The sequence below is a fragment of the Variovorax sp. 01N429 genome (assembly GCF_056399425.1).
The window spans coordinates 405,567-428,775 of the sequence record NZ_JBFTRG010000002.1 but is presented as its reverse complement, the minus strand read 5'-3'; the positions used below and the strand labels follow the sequence as shown (position 1 = coordinate 428,775).

Annotated in this window: 12 protein-coding genes; 3 read left to right on the top strand and 9 right to left on the bottom strand. The window is 66.0% G+C overall.

What is annotated here, in order from left to right:
- Nucleotide 1: 1 nt before the first annotated feature.
- The 5 genes from AC1DSF_RS05205 to AC1DSF_RS05185 form a co-directional block, all read right to left on the bottom strand.
- Complete coding sequence (locus AC1DSF_RS05205) at nt 2–451, bottom strand: Lrp/AsnC family transcriptional regulator (protein WP_478123795.1); 450 nt, start codon at nt 449–451, stop codon at nt 2–4.
- A gap of 23 nt (nt 452–474) precedes the next feature.
- Entirely contained in the window at nt 475–933 is a 459-nt protein-coding gene (locus AC1DSF_RS05200; protein WP_478123794.1) for a RidA family protein, read from the bottom strand.
- Nucleotides 933–1,928: a transglutaminase family protein gene (locus tag AC1DSF_RS05195; protein ID WP_478123793.1), complete on the bottom strand. Its 996-nt coding sequence runs from the start codon at nt 1,926–1,928 to the stop codon at nt 933–935. The genes AC1DSF_RS05200 and AC1DSF_RS05195 overlap by 1 nt, the downstream gene beginning before the upstream one ends.
- A 2-nt stretch (nt 1,929–1,930) precedes the next feature.
- Entirely contained in the window at nt 1,931–4,636 is a 2,706-nt protein-coding gene (locus AC1DSF_RS05190) for a circularly permuted type 2 ATP-grasp protein (protein ID WP_478123792.1), read from the bottom strand.
- Nucleotides 4,637–4,747: 111 nt separating this feature from the next.
- Nucleotides 4,748–8,239: a transglutaminase family protein gene (locus AC1DSF_RS05185; protein WP_478123791.1), complete on the bottom strand. Its 3,492-nt coding sequence runs from the start codon at nt 8,237–8,239 to the stop codon at nt 4,748–4,750.
- Nucleotides 8,240–8,402: 163 nt separating this feature from the next.
- Here AC1DSF_RS05185 and AC1DSF_RS05180 point away from each other — a divergent pair, with 163 nt between their 5' ends.
- From AC1DSF_RS05180 to AC1DSF_RS05170, 3 genes are read left to right on the top strand one after another with little or no spacing between them, the layout of a single operon-like run.
- The gene (locus AC1DSF_RS05180) at nt 8,403–10,790 is read left to right on the top strand and encodes a DNA internalization-related competence protein ComEC/Rec2 (protein WP_478123991.1); all 2,388 of its coding nucleotides are present in this window, start codon (nt 8,403–8,405) and stop codon (nt 10,788–10,790) included.
- Between the two features lie 35 nt (nt 10,791–10,825).
- Entirely contained in the window at nt 10,826–12,343 is a 1,518-nt protein-coding gene (locus AC1DSF_RS05175) for a circularly permuted type 2 ATP-grasp protein (protein WP_478123790.1), read from the top strand.
- Between the two features lie 20 nt (nt 12,344–12,363).
- Nucleotides 12,364–13,320: an alpha-E domain-containing protein gene (locus tag AC1DSF_RS05170; protein WP_478123789.1), complete on the top strand. Its 957-nt coding sequence runs from the start codon at nt 12,364–12,366 to the stop codon at nt 13,318–13,320.
- 3 nt (nt 13,321–13,323) lie between these two features.
- Here the strand turns inward: AC1DSF_RS05170 and treY are convergent, their stop codons facing one another.
- The 4 genes from treY to AC1DSF_RS05150 are packed head-to-tail and all read right to left on the bottom strand — an operon-like array spanning nt 13,324 to nt 23,177.
- Nucleotides 13,324–18,423: a malto-oligosyltrehalose synthase gene (gene treY, locus AC1DSF_RS05165; protein WP_478182426.1), complete on the bottom strand. Its 5,100-nt coding sequence runs from the start codon at nt 18,421–18,423 to the stop codon at nt 13,324–13,326.
- Nucleotides 18,416–20,275, bottom strand: a complete 1,860-nt coding sequence (treZ, locus tag AC1DSF_RS05160; RefSeq protein ID WP_478123787.1) for a malto-oligosyltrehalose trehalohydrolase — start codon at nt 20,273–20,275, stop codon at nt 18,416–18,418. The genes treY and treZ overlap by 8 nt, the downstream gene beginning before the upstream one ends.
- Nucleotides 20,272–22,404: a glycogen debranching protein GlgX gene (gene glgX / locus AC1DSF_RS05155; protein ID WP_478123786.1), complete on the bottom strand. Its 2,133-nt coding sequence runs from the start codon at nt 22,402–22,404 to the stop codon at nt 20,272–20,274. The genes treZ and glgX overlap by 4 nt, the downstream gene beginning before the upstream one ends.
- A complete protein-coding gene (locus AC1DSF_RS05150) occupies nt 22,401–23,177 on the bottom strand; it encodes a mechanosensitive ion channel family protein (RefSeq protein ID WP_478123785.1) in 777 nt (258 codons plus the stop codon). The genes glgX and AC1DSF_RS05150 overlap by 4 nt, the downstream gene beginning before the upstream one ends.
- Nucleotides 23,178–23,209 lie beyond the last annotated feature (32 nt).

Sequence of the window (23,209 nt, the reverse complement as noted above, 5' to 3'; positions counted from 1 at the left end):
ATCAACCTGGTGGCGGCACCGCGCTGCGGCGGTCGATCTTTCGGCTGAGGACCACCGAGGTGTGGGTGTGCTGAATTCCTTCGATCTGACCGATGCGGTCCAGCAGCGCATCGAGCTGTTCGTTCGTCTCGCACCGCAGGAAGACCATGTAGTCATACGGACCGCTGACTGCCGAAAGCTCCTCGACTTCGGGAAGGAGTTCAAGCGCTCGAACGACGGCAGCGCCAGTCTTCGGAGCCACCACGAGACCGCAATAGGCGCGCACCGCCGCGCGTTCGAGCCGCTGGCCGAGCCGCACGCCATAGCCGGCGATCACGCCTTCGCGCTCCAGCCGCGCGATGCGCGCAACGACAGTGGTTCGCGCCAGCTTGAGCTTGCGCGCCAGCGTTGCCGCCGGCTCACGTGCATTGGCCTGGAGCAGGCTCAGCAGATGGCGATCGGTGTCGTCCAAGACGGTCCAGAAAGGATGCGGCTTCAGTCCAGTTCAGCGATCAGATCGATTTCGACGCACGCGCCCATCGGGACCTGAGCGACGCCAAAAGCGCTGCGGGCATGGGCGCCTTTTTCGCTGCCGAAGACTTCGGCCAGCAATTCGCTCGCGCCGTTGGTCACGAGGTGCTGCTCGGTGAAGGTGCCGACGGAGTTGACCAGGCTCATGACCTTGACGATGCGCTTGACCTTGTTGAGGTCGCCGATGGCCGCGTGCAGTGTGCCGAGGAGATCGATCGCGATGGCACGCGCCGCCTGCTTGCCCTCCTCTGTGGTGAGCGTGGCGCCAAGTTGCCCCACCCATGGCTTGCCGTCCTTCTTGGCGATGTGGCCCGAGAGGAAGACCAGCTTGCCGGTCCGCACGAAAGGAACGTACGCTGCGGCAGGCGCCGACACGGGCGGCAGGGTGATTCCGAGGCTGGAGAGTTTGTCGTAGATGCTCATCAAGGCTCCTGGTTCTGGGATAGGGATTGGGCTTGTGTCTGGGATTGCGATTGTGTTTGCGTTTGCGTTTGCGTTTGCGCGACCTGCGCGGCTTCCTCCCGGCGCTCCTCCAGCGGCAGCACCGTGACGCCGACGTGCAGCGTATGCCGGGCGCCGCCGTGCAGCACGCCCCGCATCGGCGACACGTCGGAGTAGTCGCGGCCGATGGCCAGCGTCACGTAGTCTTCACCCGGCTGGCGGCCGTTTGTAGGGTCGAAATCGGCCCAATCGCCTGGGCCGTCTTCGCCCGGGAGATACACCGAAACCCACGCGTGCGAAGCATCGGCGCCGACCAGGCGCGGCTCGCCGGGCGGCGGTTGAGTAAGCAGATAGCCGCTGACGTAGCGCGCCGGCAAGCCCAGCGTGCGCAGGCAGGCAATCATGATGTGCGCGAAGTCCTGGCACACGCCCTTGCGCTGCGCCAGCGCCTCGATGGCGGGCGTGCTGATCTCGGTGCTCTCCGCGTCGTAGATGAAATCGTCGTACATGCGCATCGTCAGGTCCATCGCGGCATCGAAGGCCGGTCGGCCGGCCGGAAAACTGGCGCGCGCATAGGCTGCGAAGTCGTCATGGCGCGGCACGTAGCGAGAAGGGAAGACGAATTCCGATGCCGCGTCGTAGCTCGAATCCTTGACGTAGCGGAAGCGCTCCCGCACTTCTTCCCATGGCAGGTCGCGCGCCACGGCGGACGAAAGCGCCGGCTCCGAGGTCTCGACCACGCTCTCTGCCGTGACGATGAGTTCCTCGTGCGTCGACTCGAGCGCAAAGAATGCGCGCGTGTTGCCGTAGACGTCGGGCGATTCGCTGCTTTGCGCGGGCGTCGGACTGATGGTCAGGGCGTGGCTCACCAGCCGCTGCGACGCCGTGCTCATGGGTTTGAGGTGCGCGAGGTGCTGCGCCGTCTCCACCGGCGGCGTGTAGTCGTAGCGCGTCGAATGCGTAACGTGTAGCAGCATGGTCAGACTCCCACGGACCGCACGGATTCTGAAGTGAGCGTGAAGTAGCGCGTGCCGATCGCGTCGGACACGTGATAAGCGGCCGTCTCGCAAGCGGTAAACAGTTGGACCAGCGCAGGATACTGCCCTTCAGCCCCGGCTTCGCACAGCCGCTCCAGCTTCCATTCGTCCGGGTCGGGCAACTCGTAGGACAGCGCGGTAAGCCTGTCCGGCGCGCTGCCCGCCAATTTGGCGATGCGCTTGCGCAGTGTTTGCGCGACCCACGCCAGGGAGCGTGGGTTGTCGCCATCGAGCACCAGAAGGTCGACCAGTGTGGCGACATCGCGTCGCTGCTGATAGCGTGCGTGGAAGGTGATCGTGCTGTCGAAAAGCGCCACCATCGCCTCGAAGCCGCTCACTTCGTGGACCGAGCCTTGCTCGAATCCCGCCGTCAGCGCGCTCGCCAGGAACGCCAGCCGTTCGATGTGCCGCCCAATGGACAGCAGGCGCCAGGCGTCGTCGCGGGTCATGCGGTCGGTCTGGGCGCCGGTCATGGCCGAAAGCGCGCTGCTGGCCGATTCGAGCAGGCGCAGCGCGGCGCTGGCCTCGTAGCCGGCCTCGCCTTTTTCGCCGGCTTGCTCCGCGCTGCGGCGAAGGAAATCGCTCTCCGCGCGAACGATCTGGTTCCAGTGGTCCTGCGACAAGCGCTCGCGCACCGCAGCGGCGGCCTGCCGGATGCAGCGCAGGCTGTAGCCGACGCTGCCGCCCTGGTCGACATCACCCAGTTCGGCAATGAGCGCGCGTTCGAACACGCGGCGCGACTTGGGAAGGCTCGGCACACCGCGCGGCACCAGCGCATTGCGCAGCGCCAATTGGTGCAGCCAGAGCAGCAGGGCGTGGGACGACGCGTCTTCGCCGCCGAGCAGATCGAGCGTCACGCGCGCGAGCCTCACCGCGTTTTCCGCGCGTTCGGTGTAGCGGCCGAGCCAATACATGTTTTCCGCCGCTCGGCTGGTGACGGGCGCGCGGTGCCGCGCCAGCGATGCCGGCGTGGCGTGCGGCTGCAGCCGCGTGGTCCGGTCGACTTCACCCAGCGTTTGTACCCAGACGTCGGCACTGCTTCCGCCGCGCTGCATCGAAGCGATCTGCGCATCGCGCCCCGCCAGCCGGGCGAGCCCGCCAGGCAGCACGCGCCACGAACGCGGCCCATCGCTGACAGCGAAGACGCGCAGCAACACCGATCGCGGGGCGATGTGGCCGCGGCCGAGATCCTGCGTCCACGTCGGCATTTGCGAGAGCGGCAGGTAGCTTTGCACCGTGTGCTCGTCCCCTTGGCGCATGATGCGGCCCGCCCATTCGTCCAGCTCGCGGCGGGCCATGCGGCTGCCGAGCACGGCGTCGAAACTGGTGTGCGAATCATCGCCGGGATAGGTGGACTTGATCGCGCAGTCGGCCAGTTCCGGCAGTACCGCTTCCATGGCGGCGCGTTCGCCGCACCACCAGGTCGGCAGCGCGGGCAGTTGCAGCTTTTCGCCGATGAGGCGGCGCGACAACGCGGGCAGGAAGCCGAGCAGCGCCGGCGATTCGAGAAAAGCCGAACCAGGCATATTGGCCACCAGCACGTTGCCTGCGCGAATGGCCTGTAGCAGGCCCGGCACACCCAATGTCGAATCCGGCCTCAATTCCAGCGGATCGAGAAACTGGTCGTCGAGCCGCTTGATGAGCCCATGCACCGGCCGCAGCCCCTGCAGCGTCTTCAGGTAGAGCCGCTGGTCGCGCACCGTCAGGTCATTGCCTTCGACGAGCGTCACGCCCAGGTAGCGCGACAGGTAAGCGTGCTCGAAGTAGGTTTCGTTGTAAGGCCCCGGCGTCAGCAAAGCGATGTGCGGCGGCTGGCCGGCCGGGCACATCTGCTGAAGGCCCTCCATCATCGCGTTGTAGGTCGCGGCAAGGCGCTGTACCTGCAGGTTCTCGAAAGCCTGCGGAAACTGGCGTGCGATCGCGAGCCGGTTTTCAAGCAGGTAACCGAGGCCGGAAGGCGCTTGCGTGCGCTGCGAAACCACCCACCAGTTGCCGTCAGGTCCACGGGCAAGGTCGAAGCCGGTGATGTGCAGCCAGGTGTCGCCCGGCGGCGTGACGCCATGCATGGACCGCAAATAGCCCGGATGCCCCTGGACCAGTGCGGGCGGCAGCAGGCCTTCGGCCAGCAACTGCTGCGGCCCGTAGACGTCGGCCATCACCCGGTCGAGCACGCGCACGCGTTGCTGGATGCCGGCCTCGATCTGGGCCCAACTCTCCGGCGAGACGATCAGCGGAAAGAGGTCGAGCGACCAGGGCCGCTGTGGGCCGTTGGCATCGGCATAGACGTTGTAGGTCACGCCGTTGTCGCGAATCTGCCGTTCGAGGCTGACGGCCCGCCGCGGCAGATCGTCGAAGCCGTCGGGGCCGAGATGCTCGAAGAAGTCGGTCCAGGCGGGGGCGAGGGAGGCTTGCTGGCGGGGAGCGTTGTCGTCCTCCTCGGCGGCGGAAGCGCCGGCGGGAATGGATGCGGCATCGTGAAGCGGCGCAGGCGCCGATGGCGCACCGGTGCGATGCGTGCTTTCGGGTGTGGCTGCCCCTCGCAGTTCGTCGAAGTGGCCCGGCGAAGCCGGGGGAGCTAGCGCGGAAGCCAATTCGGCTGGCGCGTCGAGCGCTTGCGCGTCGAAGAGGGATTCGTTCTGTGGGTCCACGGCGTGATTGTCACTCGCCCCCAGGTTGCCCGCACTTCGTGTCGGGCGCCCACCCCCTGCCGGGGGCAATACCAGCGGCCCGGCGAAGCCGGTTCCGCGGTATTCCTGGCCTTAGCGGCGTAGGTCCAGCGTGAAGGGGAACTCGCGGCTGCCGGCGATTTCGATGGTGGCCGGCGGCGTGCTGAGCAAGCCCGGCGTGTGCCCCATGCGCGAGAAGCGCGAATGCCGCCGGCTTTCGGCCTCGTAGGCGTTGACGGGAAAGGTGTCGTAGTTGCGCCCCCCCGGATGCGCCACGAAGTACTGGCAGCCGCCCAGCGACCGCTTCATCCACGTGTCGACCAGATCGAAGGTCAACGGAGCGTGCGCGCCGATGCTCGGATGCAGCGCCGAAGGCGGGTTCCACGCCTTGTATCGCACCCCCGCCACGAACTCGCCCGTGACGCCGGTCGGTTGCAGTGGCAGCACCTTTCCATTGACGGTGACGACATGCCGGCTCTCGTTGAGCCCCGTGACGCGCACCTCGATGCGTTCGAGCGATGAGTCGACGTAGCGCACCGTACCGCCTGCAGAGCCTTCTTCGCCCATCACGTGCCACGGTTCCAGTGCATTGCGCAGCGACAGCTCGATGCCCATCGCCTGCACCTGGCCGACCAGCGGGAAGCGGAATTCGAAGTGCGGCGCGAACCAGTTGGCGTCGAAGGCGAAGCCCGCCTGACGCATCTCGCTGATGACGTCGTCGAAGTCCATCTTCACGAAGGTCGGGAGCAGGAAGCGGTCGTGCAGCTCGGTGCCCCAGCGGGTGGCCGGCGCCGCGTAGGGTGCATCCCAGAAGCGGGCGATGAAAGCGCGCAGGAGCAGTTGCTGCGCAATGCTCATGCGCGCATGCGGCGGCATTTCGAAGGCGCGCAATTCAAGCAGGCCCAGCCGGCCGGTGCTGGAGTCCGGCGAATAGAGCTTGTCGATGCAGAACTCGCTTCGGTGCGTGTTGCCGGTGACGTCGACGAGGATGTTGCGCAGTGTGCGGTCGACGAGCCAGGCCGGCATGTTCTGCCCGTAGATCTCGCGGTTACGCGCGATTTCCTTCAGTGCGATTTCGAGCTCGTAGACCTGGTCGTTGCGGGCTTCGTCCACGCGCGGCGCCTGGCTGGTCGGGCCGATGAACATGCCCGAGAACAAATAGCTCAGCGATGGGTGGTTGTGCCAGTAAAGCAGCAGGCTTGCGAGCAGTTCGGGCCGGCGCAGGAAGGGGCTGTCCGTCGGCACGGCGCCGCCCAGCACGAAGTGGTTGCCGCCGCCGGTGCCGGTGTGACGGCCGTCGGTCATGAACTTCTCAGCCGACAGGCGCGTCTCGAAAGCCGCGTTGTACAGAAACTCCGTGTGCTCGACGAGTTCATTCCAGCTGTGAGCCGGATGGATGTTGACTTCGATCACGCCGGGGTCGGGCGTGACCTGGAGCATCTTCAGGCGGGGATCGCGCGGCGGCGGATAACCTTCCATCACGATCTTCACGCCGAGTTGTTCTGCAGTCGCTTCAACGGCCGCGACGAGGTCGAGGTAGTCCTCCAGGCGCGCGAGCGGAGGCATGAAGACGTAGAGCACGCCCGAGCTGTCGCCGACCTTTTCGGCGGCGGGTCCGTTGGCGCGACGCGGATCGCGCACCTCGACGCACAGTGCCGTGCGCGTGACCCAGTGGGCCGACTCGCCGCGCCGGGGATGCCGCGCGCCGGGGTCTTGCGTCGCGCCTCGTTGATCGGCGCCTTCACCAACCGGGCTCTGCATGCGCAGTGTGGCCGGGCCGGCATCGGGATGGCCGAAGGCGTAAGGCACGGCGCCACGGTCGGCATCCGGTGCCGCGGGCGCGGTGGCATACCGCGCCCTGAAGTCGGCAGCGGTAGGCAGACTGCCGCGCGGTGCGGTCGGATCGCGCTCGACGAGATACGGGTAGTCGCCCTTGCTGGCCCACGGCTGCGAATCGAGCGGAAGGCGGTAGCCCATCGGCGAATCGCCGGGGATCAGGTACATGCGGTCGTCGCGCAGGAACCAGGGTCCGGTCTTCCAGCCGGGGCCTGCGAGCGCGGGGGCATCGGCGTCTGCATTCGAGGCCTCGATGGGCAGCATGTAGCCGATGACGGCATCGAGTTTCTGGGTGAACACGCGGCGCAGGCGCACGCGTTCCATCTCGTCTTCGAGCTTGGAATCGAAAGGATCGACGTTGACCGGCAGCCGGCGCTCGCGCCAGAGGTAGTAGTAGACGTCTTCGTAGCCGGGCTGGATGTAGCGTTCGGTCAAGCCGAGGCGATGGGCCAGCATGGTCGTGAAGCGGCGCGCATCTTCGCTCGTGTAGTGCGTGGGCGTGCGCTCGTCGGCAAACAGATCGGGGTTGTGCCACAGCGTTTCGCCGTCGGCGCGCCAGAAGATCGACAGCGCCCAGCGCGGCAACTGCTCGCCCGGATACCACTTGCCCTGCCCAAAGTGCAGGAAGCCGCCCTTGCCGTATTCGGCGCGCAGCTTGTGCACGAGCTCGGTCGCGTAGAAACGCTTGGTCGGGCCGAGGGCGTCGGTGTTCCATTCCGGCGCATCGCGGTCGCTGGTCGCAACGTAGGTCGGTTCGCCGCCCATGGTGAGTCGCACGTCGCCGGCTTTCAGGCGCTTGTCGACCGCTTCGCCGAGCGCGAGCACCTCGGCCCATTGCTCCTCGGTGTAGGGCTTGGTCACGCGCGGCGATTCGTGGATGCGCGTGACGTGCATTTCGTGGCCGAACTCGACCTCTGCGTCGTCCACCACGCCTTCGATGGGCGCCGCGCTGGAAGGCGTGGGCGTGCAGGCGAGGGGGATGTGCCCTTCGCCCGCCAGCAAGCCGGATGTAGCGTCGAGCCCGATCCACCCGGCGCCGGGCAGGTAGACCTCGCACCATGCATGCAGATCGGTGAAGTCGACCGTCGTGCCGCTCGGGCCGTCGAGGGCCTTCACGTCAGGTGTGAGCTGGATGAGATAGCCCGACACGAAGCGCGCCGCCAATCCGCAATGGCGCAGCAGTTGCACCAGCAGCCAGCCAGAGTCGCGGCACGAGCCGGAACCGCTGGCGAGCGTCTCTTCCGGCGTCTGCACGCCGGGCTCCATGCGGATCAGATAGTTGACGTCCTGCTGCACCTGCTGATTGATGCCCACCAGGAAATCGATGGTGCGCTGTTCCTTGCGCTCGATCTTTTCCAGATACGCCTGCACCAGCGGCGTGGCTTCGTCGGCGACGAGGTAGGGCGCAAGCTCCTGTGCCTGTGCCTCGGTGTACTTGAAAGGGAAGTTTTCGGCCTGCGGCTCGAGGAAGAAGTCGAAAGGGTTGTAGACCGCCATTTCGACCACGAGATCGACGGTGACCTTGAATTCCCGCGTTTTCTCGGGAAACACCAGCCGCGCCAGGTAGTTCGCGAAAGGGTCCTGCTGCCAGTTGACGAAGTGCTGCTCGGGCTCGACGCGCAGCGAATACGAGATGACGTTGCTTCGGCAGTGCGGCGCAGGGCGCAGGCGAATGACCTGAGGCCCTAGTTGCACCGGACGGTCGTACTTGTAGTGGGTGACGTGGTGGAGGGCGGCGTGAATTGACATTCTTTTTCCGTGCGTCGAGCGTGCCTCGGGTGAGACGCATACTAGCCGACACAGAAAGCAATTAGCGCGCCATTGAAGCGCGCAGGGAGTGGATTGCTATGCAAGCAGGGGTTGTCTCGTGACGCCGGGCGGGGATGCGCGCGGCTGGGTTGTTTTTGCCGCGATGGCGGGTTCGGTCTGGGGTGCGGCGTTGCAGTTGCAGCAGGCGGCGTTGTGGCCATGGCCCTCGTACGCGGGGATGGTCGCATCTGCGCTCATCGGCGCCTCGACACGGAGATGGCTTCCGCGCATCCGTTTCGGTGCTCTGGCGTCGGCGGTGCTGATGGGGGCCCTGGCTGGCGCGGGCCTCGCGGGCTGGCGTGCGGCTGCCTATGTGAACGATGCAATGCATCCGGCGATGGAGGGTCGTGATGTGTGGGTCACCGGCCTGGTGGCGCAGATGCCCCAGCACAGCGAAAGCGGTCTGCGCTTTGCATTCGAGGTCGAATCGGCGCGCTGGGCGGATGCATCGGTGGAGGGCACGCCGCCTCGAGTGCCGTCGCGCCTTGCGCTGGGCTGGTACGCGGATACGGTTGCCCCTGTCGCCCTCGCCCCTGTGCATGCGGGTGAACGCTGGCAGTTCGTTGTTCGCCTGAAGGCGCCGCACGGGCAGCTCAATCCGCACGGCTACGACCACGAGCTTCGACTATGGGAGCTGGGCGTGCAGGCGACGGGCTACGTGCGCACCGGCCCGCGTGATCCCCGCCCGGAGCGTCTTGGCGAGACGTGGCGCTATCCGATGGAACGTGCGCGCGAGTCCGTGCGCGATGCGATCTTCGAGCGCGTTGCGGACCGGCAGGCGGCCGGCGTGATCGCGGCGCTCGTCACCGGAGACCAGAACGCCATCGATCGGGCCGACTGGGACGTCTTCCGGGCAACTGGTGTTGCGCACCTGATGGCCATCTCCGGACTTCACGTCACGATGTTCGCCTGGCTCGCGGCGCGTGTGGTCGGCGTGCTTTGGCGCCGCAGCGGACGTTGGATGCTGACGTGGCCGGCCCAGCACGCTGGGCTGCTCGGCGGCGTTGCGCTCGCAACGCTGTACGCGCTGTTCAGCGGATGGGGCTTGCCTTCGCAGCGCACGGTGTGGATGCTCGCCGCCGTTGCCTTGCTGCGCTTGTCCGGCAGGCGCTGGCCATGGCCCTGCGTCTGGCTGCTGGCTTGCACGGTCGTGGTGCTGCTCGATCCATGGGCGCTGATGCAGGCCGGGTTCTGGCTGAGCTTCGTGGCAGTGGGCGTGCTGTTCGCCTCTGGGGTGGACGGCTTGGAGGGTGTGAACGGCGCGAATGGCGCTGCTCGGAGCCGACTGGGACGACTGCTTCGAGAGCAATGGGTCGTCACGCTGGGCCTGACGCCACTGACTCTGTTGTTCTTCCAGCAGATTTCAGTCGTCAGTCTGCCTGCCAATGCGGTGGCGATTCCCTGGGTCACGCTCGTCGTCACGCCGCTGGCGATGGTCGGCATGCTCGTGCCCCCGGTATGGGAAGCGGCCGCGTGGGCCGTGCAGGGGTTGTCGGTGCTGCTGCAATGGCTAGCGCGTTGGCCGTTCGCGACCGTGTCGATGGCCGCCCCGCCGCTCTGGATGGCCATCGGCGGAATCGCGGGCGGGCTCCTGCTCGTCATGCGATTGCCGTGGTCGATGCGCGCCCTGGGCTTGCCCTTGCTGCTGCCCGTGCTGCTATGGCAGGCGCCGCGCCCTGCAGCGGGCGAGTTCGAACTCCTCGCAGCCGACGTGGGGCAGGGCAACGCAGTGCTGGTGCGCACGGCCGCCCACAGCCTGCTGTATGACGCGGGGCCGCGCTACAGCCTCGAAACCGATGCCGGCAGCCGCGTGCTCGTGCCCCTGCTGAAAGCATTGGGCGAGCGCCTGGACACCGTCGTTCTGAGCCATCGCGACAGCGACCACACCGGCGGCGCGCCGACAGTACTTGCATCGCAAGCGCAGGCTGAACTGCTCAGCTCGATCGAGGCCGACCATCCGCTGCAGCAGCTGCGGCCCGCCCGGCGGTGCCTCTCGGGCCAGCGCTGGTCCTGGGACGGCGTGGATTTCGAAATCCTCCATCCGGGGGAAAACGAGTACATCTTTTTCACCCGGCCGAATGCGGTCTCGTGCGTGCTTCGCATCTCCAACGGCCGTGCGACTGCGTTGTTGGCGGGAGATATCGAGCGCCTGCAGGAAGCCGCCCTCGTCGTGCGCAACGCCGATCTGCGGGCGGACGTGCTGCTGGTTCCGCACCATGGCAGCAAGACCTCGTCGAGCCCGCTGCTGCTGGATGCGGTGAATCCGCGCATCGCGCTGGTCCAGGCCGGCTGGCGGAATCGATTTGGACATCCGGCGCCGGAAGTGGTGCAGCGCTATGCCCAGCGCGGCATCGCCCTGGTGGACACGCCGCACTGTGGGGCCGCGTTGTGGTCCAGCCTCGTGCCGGGCGAGGTGAGCTGTCGCCGCCAGGCTGCACGGCGCTATTGGCACCACGACGTTTCGTCATCTTCCGCCGTTGTTTGGCCTTGAACTTGCTAAGCTACGGGCAAGGAGATTGGTCGTCCATGCACAAATTCGACGAGATGTATGAGCAGCTGCCCTACAACGGCGCTGCCGTCAGGAGCCACTACAAGCGATACGACCAATGGCTCGCGAAGCAGCCCGCAGAGGTGATGCGATCGCGGCGCGAGGAGGCGGAAATGATCTTCCGCCGGGTCGGGATCACCTTTGCCGTCTATGGCGCGAAGGACGAGGACGGCTCGGGCACCGAGCGATTGATCCCGTTCGACCTGCTTCCGCGCATCATCCCCGCGCACGAGTGGGCCTCGATGGAAAAGGGCCTCGTGCAGCGCGTGACAGCGCTCAACCGCTTCATCCATGACGTCTACCACGGCCAGGAAATCATCAAGGCCGGCGTCATTCCGGCCGAGCAAATCCTGAACAACGCGCAATACCGCCCCGAAATGGCGGGCGTGAAGGTGCCGAACGACATCTACTCCCACATCTCCGGCATCGACATCGTGCGAGCGCCCGACTCGGCGGGCAACGGCGAGTACTACGTGCTCGAAGACAACCTCCGCGTACCCAGCGGCGTGAGCTACATGCTGGAAAACCGCAAGATGATGATGCGGCTTTTTCCGGAGTTGTTCAGCCAGAACCGCATCGCGCCGGTGGCGCATTACCCTGACCTTCTGCTCGAAACGCTGCGCGCCTCCGCGCCGCCCGCAACGGCCGAGCCGACGGTCGTGGTGCTCACCCCGGGCATGTACAACAGCGCCTATTTCGAACACGCCTTCCTCGCGCAGCAGATGGGCATCGAGCTGGTCGAGGGGCAGGACCTCTTCGTCAAGGACGACTTCGTCTACATGCGCACCACGCGCGGCCCCAAGCGCGTCGACGTCATCTACCGCCGGGTGGACGACGATTTCCTCGATCCCGAAGTCTTCAGGTCCACGTCCACGCTCGGCTGCCCCGGCCTGATGCGCGCCTACCGCGAAGGCAACGTCGTCATCTGCAACGCGGTGGGCACCGGCGTGGCGGACGACAAGTCGATCTACCCCTACGTCCCGAAGATGGTCGAGTTCTACCTCGGCGAAAAGCCGATCCTGAAGAACGTGCCCACCTACATGTGCCGCAACAAGGACGACCTCGACTACACGCTCGCCAACATGAAGGACCTCGTGGTCAAGGAAGTTCATGGCGCGGGTGGCTACGGGATGCTCATCGGGCCCGCTGCGACGCAGGCCGAGATCGAAGACTTCAAGAAGGCGGTGCTCGCAAAGCCCGACGGCTACATTGCCCAGCCGACGCTGAGCCTTTCGAGCTCGCCGACTTTCGTTGAATCGGGCATCGCGCCGCGCCACATCGACCTGCGGCCCTTCGTGCTGTCGGCCAAGGAAGTGCAGATGGTGCCGGGCGGCCTCACGCGGGTGGCTCTCAAGGAGGGCTCGCTGGTCGTCAACTCGTCGCAGGGCGGCGGCACCAAGGACACCTGGATTCTCGAAGCGGACCGCAACGGCGCCGCCCGGGCCGGAGCGGCGCAAACGCAAACCAAAACGCAAACCCAGACGCAGTCGTCCTGATCAACGGAGCCCTTCAGATCATGTTGTCACGCACCGCCGATCACCTCTACTGGATGTCCCGCTACACCGAGCGCGCCGAGAACACCGCGCGCATGCTGGACGTCAACTACCAGACATCGCTGCTGCCGCAATCTGCCGAAGTCGCCAAGTACGGTTGGCAGGGCCTTCTGTCGATCAGCGAACTGCTGCCGCTCTACAACGAGAAGCACGAGGGCTTCAAACCCGACGAGGTCATGGAGTTCATGGTCAAGGACGAGTCGAATCCATCGTCCATCCTCTCGTGCCTGCGCGCGGCGCGCGAGAACGCCCGTGCGGTGCGCGGCGCGCTCACCACCGAAGCCTGGGAAACGCAGAACACCACCTGGCTCGAAGTCAATCGCATGCTGCGCAACAGGGAGTTCGAGCGCGATCCGGCGCAGTTCTTCGAATGGGTCAAGTTCCGCTCGCATCTTTCACGCGGCGTGACGCTGGGCACCATGCTGCAGGACGAGGCCTTCTACTTCTCGCGCCTGGGCACCTTCATCGAACGCGCCGACAACACCGCAAGGCTGGTCGACGTGAAGTTCCATGCGCTCAACAGCGAGTTCTTCGGCACCGCCACCGAGGAAGACCAGGAATACGACTTCTATCACTGGAGCGCGATCCTGCGCAGCGTCTCGGCTTTCGAGGTCTATCGCAAGGTGTACCGCGACGTGATCAAGCCCGAGCGCGTGGCCGAACTGCTGATCCTGCGTGCGGACATGCCGCGTTCATTGCATGCGAGCCTGCATGAGGTGGTGAGCAACCTCGACAAGGTCAAGAACGAGCAGAGCTCCGAGACCCAGCGCCGAGCGGGCAAGCTGCTGGCGGACCTGCAGTACGCAACGGTCGATGAGATTCTTGCGACTGGTCTGCACGCGTACTTGACGCAGTTCCTCGACCGGGTGAATGAACTCGGCTGGCGGATCAGCCAGGACTTCCTGGTTCCTGCGCACTGAGAGCTATCCGCCGACGAGCAGCGCGCCTGGAAAAGCCCGGAGCAATGCCGAGGCCGCGTGCTCACCAGCGCCCAAGGTGTGCCGGGCGCCTGTGATGCAGTCTTCGAACAAAAGCGTGTCGATCTCCGGAGGCAGGACGACCCGCGTATCGCCCCATGCTTCGGCTGGCGGCACCGCGGTCGGGCCCGGAAAGCGCGGACGGCCCAGGTCGTTCAACGAAGCAAAGAGGCGCACCGTGAGCGAGATGGCAACGCGGCCTTCGTGGCAGCGCAGGAAGCCGATCAGGTGGTGTGACTGCGTGCCGCGGATTTCGAGCGGCACATAACTGCCTTCGCTGAGCAGGTCGGGTTCACGCGCGCGCAAGCCGAGAAGTCGCCAAGTCAGCCAGTGCTTGGCGCGCCCATCGGCTGCCGATTCTGCGAGGCCCCGCACCGCCGTCTCCAGATCGCCGCCCTGGGCGAGCGCTTCGAGTTCTTGCAGCCGGCGCTGGCGGTCCTCGTAGTCGACCGGACGCCGGTTGTCCGGATCCACGAGGCTGCGGTCGATGAGCTCGCAGCCCTGGTAAATGTCGGGCACCCCCGGCGAGCTGAACTTCAGCAGCGTCAGGCTGATGTCGTTGAGCGCACCGTACCGGTCCAGTGCGGCCACTCCGTGTTGCAGATCGGCGAGGAAGTCCGTGCGCGCGTCTTGCGCAAGGATTCCACGAACGAAGCTTTCCAGCGCTTCTTCATAGGCAGTGTCCGGACGGGTCCAACTCGTCGCGGCCTTGCCTTCGCGTGCCGCCTTCACCATGTAGCGGACGATGCGCGCCATGTAGGCTTCGAGGTCGGCTGCGTTGGCCTTCGCCGCCGGCAGGGTTCCAAGCAGCGTCTGGTAGAGCAGGTACTCGTGCACCGGCGTCACGCTGCCGCGCAGCGGGGCGTTCAACGCCCGCCACCTTCGCAGCGCGAGCCGCCAGAGACCGGGGCATTCCGACAGCACGTCGATGCGCAGCCGAACGTCTTCGGAGCGCTTGTTGTCGTGCGTGGAGGTTGCCAGCATCGTGTGCGGCCAACGCTTTCGCCGGTCGTCGCTGGCCACATGAAACTCCGCGACCGGCACGCCGATCTGGTTCGGCTCTCCGCCCACTTCATTGACTGCGCTCAGCGGAAAGTAGCGGTAGAAGGCCGTGTCTTCCACGCCCTTGGCCGCGACGGGTGCGGTGAACTGCTGAAACCGTCTCGCAAACCGCACTGCCGCGGTGCGCAGTGGTGATTCGCGTCCGTCGGGCGGCAGACCGAGCAGCGCATCGCGCAGGAACCCGAACACCGATGGGTCCGGCAATTGCAATCGCTCGCGGGCGGCATCGATGGCCTGGTCGATGTAGCGCAGGTCCTGTGCGCTCGCTTCCTCGGCGTTGTAGGTGCGATAGACGGTCATGCAGGCGGCCACGGTGGCAATGGCCTCGCGCAACGTGTTGAGCGTGTGGTCGCGGGTCCGGTGGTGGCTCTTCCCGATGTCGAGCAATGCATTCGCCAGGACTTCGAGATCGGAGGCGAGTGTGCCGTGGGCGACTTCACGCTTGGCGAAATACACCACGTCTTCGTAGCGTTCGTGCATGCCCGTGAAGCCGCGCCAGATCCGCGTCAGGCGATCCGCGGCCCGATGATCGACGAGCACTGCATTCGCCAGGTTCGCAAAGCGATAGCCTGTCGTGCCGTGGATGGCCCAGGACACCGGCACGTCTTCGTGCGGCGCGGCGATCTTCTCGGCGACCACGTAGAGTGGGCACTCGGGCCGGCCGTTGGCGTCCCGGCCGCGGGACTTCTTCCCGACGCGCGCCACGAAACCATCCTGCAGCCGATCGAAATAGCAGGCGGGGTCTTGCAGGCCATCGGGATGGTCGATGCGCAATCCGTCGACCCAGCCGCGCGCCGCAAGGTTCAGCGCGAGCGCGTGCGTCGCTTCGAACACTTCCACGCGCTCCGTGCGAAGCGCCGCGAGTTCGTTCACGTCGAAGAAGCGGCGGTAGTTGATCTCGTCGGCCGCTGTGCGCCAATGAGCGAGCCGATAGGACTGTGCCTCCAGCAACTCGTGCATGGCTTGGCGCTGATCGTGGCCGTTGAGCGCATGCACTGCTGCATCCACGGCCCGCGCGGCGGCGGGGGTTTCGGACTCCAGTGCGGCGAGTCGGTCCGCGAGGACCTTCTTGTCCCTTGCGCGCCGGGCGACAGCATCGGCGTCCTCGCCAGACACCGAGGGCATTTCGCGCGATGACTCCGCGATGGCACCCAGCAGTGCCGCGGCCTTCTGGTCGTGGACGCGCGTCGCGGCGCGGTCGAGGATGAGCGAGAAGGTCTGCGGCGCCAGCGGAAAGAAGTGATCGAAGTAGCAAACGCCGAACGCCCCTTTGGCCGGCTCCCAGCGCAACTGGAGTTCACCACGCTCCAGCACCGCGCCATAGTGATCGCCCAGCACCGGCAGCAGCACCTTGCCGGTCAGCCCCGGCGCCAGCGCCTCCCATTGAATGTCGAAGTGCGATGCGTACGGCGAGGCCGTTCCGTTTTCGAGCACGTCCATCCACCAGCGGTTGTCCGTGCCGAGCACGCCCATGTGATTGGGGACGAGGTCGATGAGCTGCCCCATCCCGTGGTCCTTGAGCACACGCGTGAAGCGTTCGAATGCAGGCATGCCGCCGAGTTCGGGATTGATCTCATCGTGCGCGACCACGTCATAGCCATGCATGCTGCCGGGCCGCGCCCGGTGAATCGGCGAGCAATAGACGTGGCTCACGCCCAGCTTCGAGAGATACGGAACGATGCGCGCCGCGTCGTCGAAGGTGAACCTGCTGTGCAACTGCAGCCGGTAGGTGGCGCGCGGCACGCGCAGCGGCAGGTTCGAAGTCTCCGCAGGGCGTTCGCGGGCGAGCGGGCGGGCTTGCGAGAGTGCGGCGCAGATCTTTTGGACGCCGGCCTCCCGCCAGAGCGCCTCGACAGTGGGGCCGTACTTGCGGCGCCAGTTCGGATGTTCGTCGACGGTGCCCGGCAGATTCGCCTGCTGGACGCTGCCCAGCGCATCTTCGAGCTGAAGCGCCATGAGCTTCGATGGGGCGCCCGCAAGAAAGGCGTGCACCGCTGTGATACCGCCGGAATCCAGCGGTCCATTGCCCGACGCCGTGCTCAGGCTGGCCGCGAGTTCGGGTGCGTGGCGTTGCATCGCCTCTTTGAGGCGCGCGCGCGAATGGGCGCGCTCCAGCGTCTGGTGCGCCAGGGTCTCCCGGTCGGCGATCAGGCCGAGTTCGAAGCGCGTCTGGAGATCGTGCGCCGACCACCAGCCTGCCAACGTCGCGAGATCGTGCGTGCTGACGGCCGCGATCGCGTCGCGCGGATAGTCCGCCGGTGCGCGAAATGCACCGTCGCTTTCCTGCTCGAAGTAGAGCACCCGATACGACAGCACGCCGAAGCGGCGCAGCGTCTCGCGCATGGCCTCGGGCACCGTGCCGAGGTCTTCGCCGATCACCAGGCAGCGGTGGCGCTGGCTCTCCAGTGCAAGCACCGCGAAGAGCTCTTCGACCGGATAGCTCACGTAGGCGCCATCGCGCGCGGCGCCGTCGGCGGGGATCCAGAAAAGGCGCATCAGGATCATCACGTGGTCGATGCGAATGGCGCCGGCCTCGTGCATGTTGGCGCGCAGCGCTTCGATGAAGGGCTTGTAGCCTCCCTCGCGCAAGCGGTCGGGCCGCAGCGGCGGCAAGCCCCAGTTCTGGCCTTCGAGGTTGAAGGCATCGGGCGGCGCGCCGACGCGAACGTCGCGTGCAAAGCTTTGCTGATGGCGCCAGGCGTCCGACCCGCTTCGATCGGCCGATACAGCGAGGTCGAGATAGAGGCCGATGGCCTTGCCCGATACGGCACACTGCGCTCCGACCGCCTGAAGCTGCCGCGCAGCCTGCCACTGGAGGTATTCGAAGTAGCCGACTTCAGCGCCGTGCTCTCTTGCGAAGTCCGCCACGGCCGGCGAGGCCGGATCGCGGTAGGGCTCAGGCCACACGGGCCAGCCCCAGACGTTCGCATCCGCAGCGTGGAAGTGCGCCTGCAGGGCTTCGAACAGCGCGTGCTGGCGCAATGCCTCTCCGCCCTGTTCACAAAATCGCGCGAAGGCCTGCGCCTCCGGGTCGCCGTCATCGCGTTCGCCGAAGCGGCTGTGGAGCATCGCCAGCACTTCGTGCTTCAGCGCCGCAACGCCGGCGTAATCGACGAGCGATGCGTCGCGCAGTTCCGCGAGGCGCGACTGGAACGCAGGCGACCGGACCCTTTGCCGGGCGCCGGCACAGTCGGCGAAATCCGGCACCGCTTCCACGTCGATGTAGAGCACGTTGAGCTGCGACCGCGACGAAGGGCTGTAGGGGCTCGTGCGAGCCGGATCGTGCGGAAAGAGCGCATGAAGCGGATTGAGTCCCACGAACTCGGCGCCTGCGTGTGCGGCCCGCGCGACGAAGTCCTTCAGGTCACTGAAATCGCCGATCCCCCAGTTGCGCGCGGAACGGAGCCCGTAGAGCTGGAGGGTGAATCCCCAGGCACGACCCTCTTCGAGAATCTGCGGACGATGACACTGCGCAGGCGCGCAGATCACCAGGCATTCGCTCTGCAGGCCACCGAGGCTCAGGCGGTGATAGCCGTCGGGCAGCGCCAGCGGAATCGAAAGCTCGTAGCGTGCATAGGCGATGCCGGCTATGTCGGCATGCTGCGCCGCGTGCAGATCCCTCGTCTCTGCCGCGCCTTCATGCACGGCACCTTGCTCGTCGACCAGCCGCCATTCGATGCGCCCTGTCGAGGTCGGCAGCCTCACGTCGGAGACGAACAATGACTGCGAGCCCGAAGCAACAATCAACGTCGGCGGCAACGCACGCTGCCATGTGGCGCGTTCGGCGGCCGCGTCGGCTGCGCTGAAATCGGCCCGCGGCTCGCGCTCGACGAAGCCTGCGTCGAGCAACAGCGCCGCCAACCCTTCGTTCGACACTGAATGGCGGTTGCCGAATGCGTCTTCGAATTCAGGCGCGATGCGGTAGCGCTCGCACAAGCGCCGGATGCTCGAGACCTCGTCGTCCGTGAAGCCGGGTTCAGGCATCCGGCAACTCCTCGATCGATGCGCAGACACCGCCAGGCACGAGCGGAAGCTGGGCCTCGCTTGCGGCCTCCTGGGTTGCGGGCAGCCTGTAGATGACGCGGCCGGGCGGCCATGCCACCTGAGCGTCCGTGGTCCCGAAGTTCGCAACGAGGTGCAGAAGCGATGGCTGGGCGTTTCCGTTGAGGCCTTTGCCCAGTGACCACACCAGCCGAAGCGCATCGCCTTCGACCGACCATTGCACCAGTTGAGTTCCATGGCCGAAGCGCGGCGCAAGCTCGGCATGGCGCACGGCAAGCACCGCGCGCGTGTGTTGGAGTTCCTTGGCGTGCTCAGGCTGCGCGCGTTCGGCGTCATCGAGTTTGGATGCGGTAAACGCCTCCATGCCATTGGGATCAGGAATCTTCAGGCGCGCCTTCTCGTCCGCAAAAGCTGCGAAGCGCCCGAATTCCTCGCGCCGCCCGGCCGATACCGCGGCAGCAAGCTCCGGGCCGAAATCGCAAAAATAAAGGAAGGGCGTATGCGCGCCGTATTCCTCTCCCATGAACAACATCGGCGTGTGCGGCGAAAGCAGGACGCAGGTTCGGGCGGCGCGAAGCAGGTCCGGCGCGGCAAGGACGTCGATGCGCTCACCCAGGGCGCGATTGCCGATCTGGTCGTGGGTCTGCAAAAACGATACGAACGCGCCAGGCGGCAGATGGTCGCAAGGCTCTCCGCGAGGTTCGCCCCCCCGAAACGCGGATGGCTGGCCTGCGTAGACAAAGCCCTGGGCAAGCGCCAGCCCGAACTTCTCGAGCGGATGCTGCGCATAGTCCGCGTAGTAGCCATCGGTTTCGCCCGTCAGCAGGACATGCGCGGCGTGGTGCAGGTCGTCGTTCCACTGTGCGGTGGCGGCAATCGGCTTGCCCTCGTCATCGCGGGTGAGCCGATGGGCCTGGTTCAGGTCGTTTTCGAGCACCACGTGCACTTGCCGATGCCGGCCCGGGCCTTGCTGCAGTGCGGCGCAGACCTCTTCGACGATGGGCGGCGTCGAGTCGTCGCGAATGGCATGGACCGCATCCATGCGCAGGCCGTCGAATCGATACTCCTCGACCCAGTACAGCGCGTTGTGCATGAAGAAGTCCCGCACCGTCCGCGAATCGGCTCCGTCGAAGTTGATCGCGGGGCCCCACGGCGTCTGGTGGGCCGCATTGAAGAACTGCGGGCAGTAGGCATGCAGGTAGTTTCCCTCCGGCCCGAAATGGTTGTAGACCACGTCGATCAGCACCATCAAGCCGAGTTCATGGGCAGTGTCCACGAAAGCCTTGAGCTGCTCGGGCGTGCCATAGCTGGTGTCGGGCGCGTAGGGGAGGACGCCGTCGTAGCCCCAGTTGCGGCGGCCGGGGAAGTCAGCAATCGGCATCAGCTCGATGGCGGTGATGCCTAGTTCGGCCAGCGCCGGAAGCCTCTGTCTCGCCGCTTCGAAGGTGCCCTCCTGGGTGAAGGCTCCCAGGTGCATTTCGTAGATGACCGCTTCCTGCCAGGGGCGGCCTGACCAGGCGTCGTCGCGCCACGTGTAGGCCTGCGGATCGATCACTTCGCTTGGGCCGTGGACGTCGTCGGGGTTGCGGCGTGAAGCGGGGTCGGGAACGCGCAGGCCGTCGGGCAGGCGGTAGCGGTAGCGATCGCCGGCAGCGGCCTCCGCCGCCGTGTGTTCGTGCCAGCCGTCGGCATCGCGCTGCATTGGAGCTTCACGCCAGTCTCCGCCTTTGGACCATTCGAGGACGACCTTTGGAACATCGGGCGCCCAGAGCTTGAAGCGGACGCCGTCCCGGCACACCTCCGCGCCGAAAGGCATCGAATGCTGGTGTTTCATATCGCGGTCCTCGTATGCCGCAGTAGCGCGAGCGACCGGTCCTGCAATGGATAGGCCGGCTCGTCGAGCGTCATCGAGAGGGCGCTCTCGCGCGCCGTATCGATCACGCGTGTCCAGGTTGCTCCCGGACGCGGCGGCAGCGTAAAGGGCAGGGGCTCGTGGTAGGCGTTGAGCAGCAGCAGGAAATCGTCATCGCGCTGGGATTCGCCGCGCGGCCCCACGTCGATGATGCCCGCGCCCGAGAACATCATGCCCAGGCAGCGCACGTGCTCGCCCCAGTCGGCCGGCGCCATTTCATCGCCATCGGGCTTGACCCAGACGACGTCCTTCTGCTGGCCATCGCCAACGGGCTGTCCCCGAAAGAAGCTGCGTCGGCGAAACGATGGATGCATGCGGCGCGTGCGAATCAGCAGCGCGACGAAATCGCGCAGGGAATCGGCTTCCGGAGAAGGGGTCCAATCGAGCCACGACAACTCGTTGTCCTGGCAATAGGCGTTGTTGTTGCCGTGTTGCGTGTTGCCGCGCTCGTCGCCCGCAAGCAGCATCGGCACGCCTTGCGACAGCAGCAGCGTCGCGAGGATGTTGCGCTTCTGGCGTTCGCGCAGCGCGAGGACTTCAGGGTCGTCCGTCGTGCCCTCGGCGCCGCAGTTCCACGACAGGTTGTTGTTGTTGCCGTCGCGGTTGTCTTCACCGTTGGCCTCGTTGTGCTTGTCGTTGTAGGAGACGAGGTCGTGCAGCGTGAAGCCGTCGTGCGCCGTGACGAAGTTGATGCTCGCGTGCGGCCCCTTGCCGGACCAGCCGTAGAGATCCTGCGAGCCCGAGAGCCGGTGTGCGGCTTCGCCGGCCACGCCCGCATCGCCTTTCCACCAGCCGCGGATGCCGTCGCGGTAGCGGTCATTCCATTCGGCCCAGCCCGGCGGAAAGTTGCCGACCTGGTAGCCGCCATGCCCCAGGTCCCAGGGCTCGGCGATCAGCTTGACCTGGTTGAGCGTCGGGTCCTGGCGGATCGCATCGAAGAACCCGCCCAGGTTCTCGACCTTGCCGGCCTCGCGGGCGAGTGCCGACGCAAGGTCGAAGCGAAAGCCGTCGACGTGCATTTCCTCGGCCCAATAGCGCAGTGAGTCCATGACGAGCTGCAGCGCGCGCGGCTGCTCCAGATTGACGGTGTTGCCGCAGCCGGTGAAGTCGTCGTAGTAGCGCGGCTGCGCGCCATTGGCGATGTAGTAGGACATGTTGTCCACGCCGCGCATCGAGAGCGTTGGCCCCAGGTGGTTGCCTTCGCACGTGTGGTTGTAGACCACGTCGAGGATCACCTCGATGCCTGCCGAGTGCAGGGTCTTGACCATGGTCTTGAATTCTTTCACCTTGCCGGAGGCGCTGTAGCGCACTTCCGGCGCGAAGTAGCCGAGCGTGTTGTAGCCCCAGTAGTTCTGAAGGCCCTTGTCGGCAAGATGGCGATCGTTGATGAACGCGTGCACCGGCAGCAGCTCGATGGTGGTCACGCCCAGGCGCTGCAGGTAGTCGATGACCGGCGAACACCCCAGTGCCGCATACGTGCCGCGCAGGTGCTCCGGAATGGCGGGATGCTGCATCGTGAAGCCGCGCACGTGCATTTCGTAGATGACCATGTCCTGCCAAGGAACCTCGGGCCGGCGGTCTTCGCCCCAGGTGAATGCGGTTTCGAGCACGCGGCTCTTGGGCATGAAGGCCGCGCTGTCGCGGCGGTCGAACGACAGATCCTGGCGCTTGCTGCCGACCGAGTAGCCGTAGAGGGCGTCGCTCCAGCGCAGTTCGCCGATCAGGTCCTTCGCATACGGGTCGAGCAGCAGCTTGTTGGGATTGAAGCGATGGCCTTCTTCGGGTTTGTAGCGCCCGTGGATGCGATAGCCATAGGCCATGCCCGGCCGAGCCTCTGGGAGATAGCAATGCCAAACGTCGTTGGTGCGCTCGCGCAGCACGATTCGTTGGCGCTCATGCCGCCCCTTGTCGTCGAAGATGCATAACTCCGCCTTTTCCGCGTGCTTGGAGAAGATCGCGAAGTTCACGCCCTGGCCATCCCAGGTTGCGCCAAGCGGGTAGGGACGCCCTGGCCAGACCGCGGTCAGGGCTACATGATTGCGTTTGGTCACGGGTGGGGCCGATCACGGTCTGTTCGGGGCGGCCACGCGGCGGTCGGGCGGTTCGCTCCGGGAAAATCACGGGTGGTCGTTTCGCGCACGACGGGCCGCGGCGGAGGCCGATCGCGCGGCCACCACTCCTCGATGCGGCGTGCGGCCCAATCCTTGCCCGCGAGCCCGAAGGCCAGTGCCAGTGCGAACACCACGCCGGCGAGGATGATCAGGAAGCTCTGCCGGACGATATCGCCACCGACCTTGATCTGGTCGAGCGCGATGAGCACCACGAAAAGCAGGATCGCGTATTGCGCCAGCTTGCCGAGCAGTTGCGCATCCTGCATGCCGGCGTTGCGGCTGTAGGCACTGATTCCGTCCCCGACGTACTTCGCGAAGAAGGCGCCGAAGACCAGGATCAGCAGCGCGACGAACACATTGGGCACGAACCACATCACGCGCCCGAGCATGTCGGCCGCATAAGTGAGCCCGAGCCCGTTGAAGGCAACGACCAGCGAAATCAGTATCACCAGCCAGTAGGCCAGCGCACCGAAGACGACGGTCGAGTCCTGCACCATGCCGCCCTTGCGGAGAAAGTCGTCGATGCCGGAGCGCTCGGTGAGCACGTGGAAGTTCAACGCATGCAGGCCGCGCACCACGGTGAAGCGCGCCGCCTTGGCCAGCAGCCAGCCGACGGCGACCGCCAGCACCGCAAAGAGCAGCCGGGGGAAGTACGCGCCGATCTGGAACAGGAAGGCGCGCAACGGCTCGAGATGAATGGAGAGGCTTTCCATGGACGTGCTCCGGGTGATGTGTGTGTCCGCGC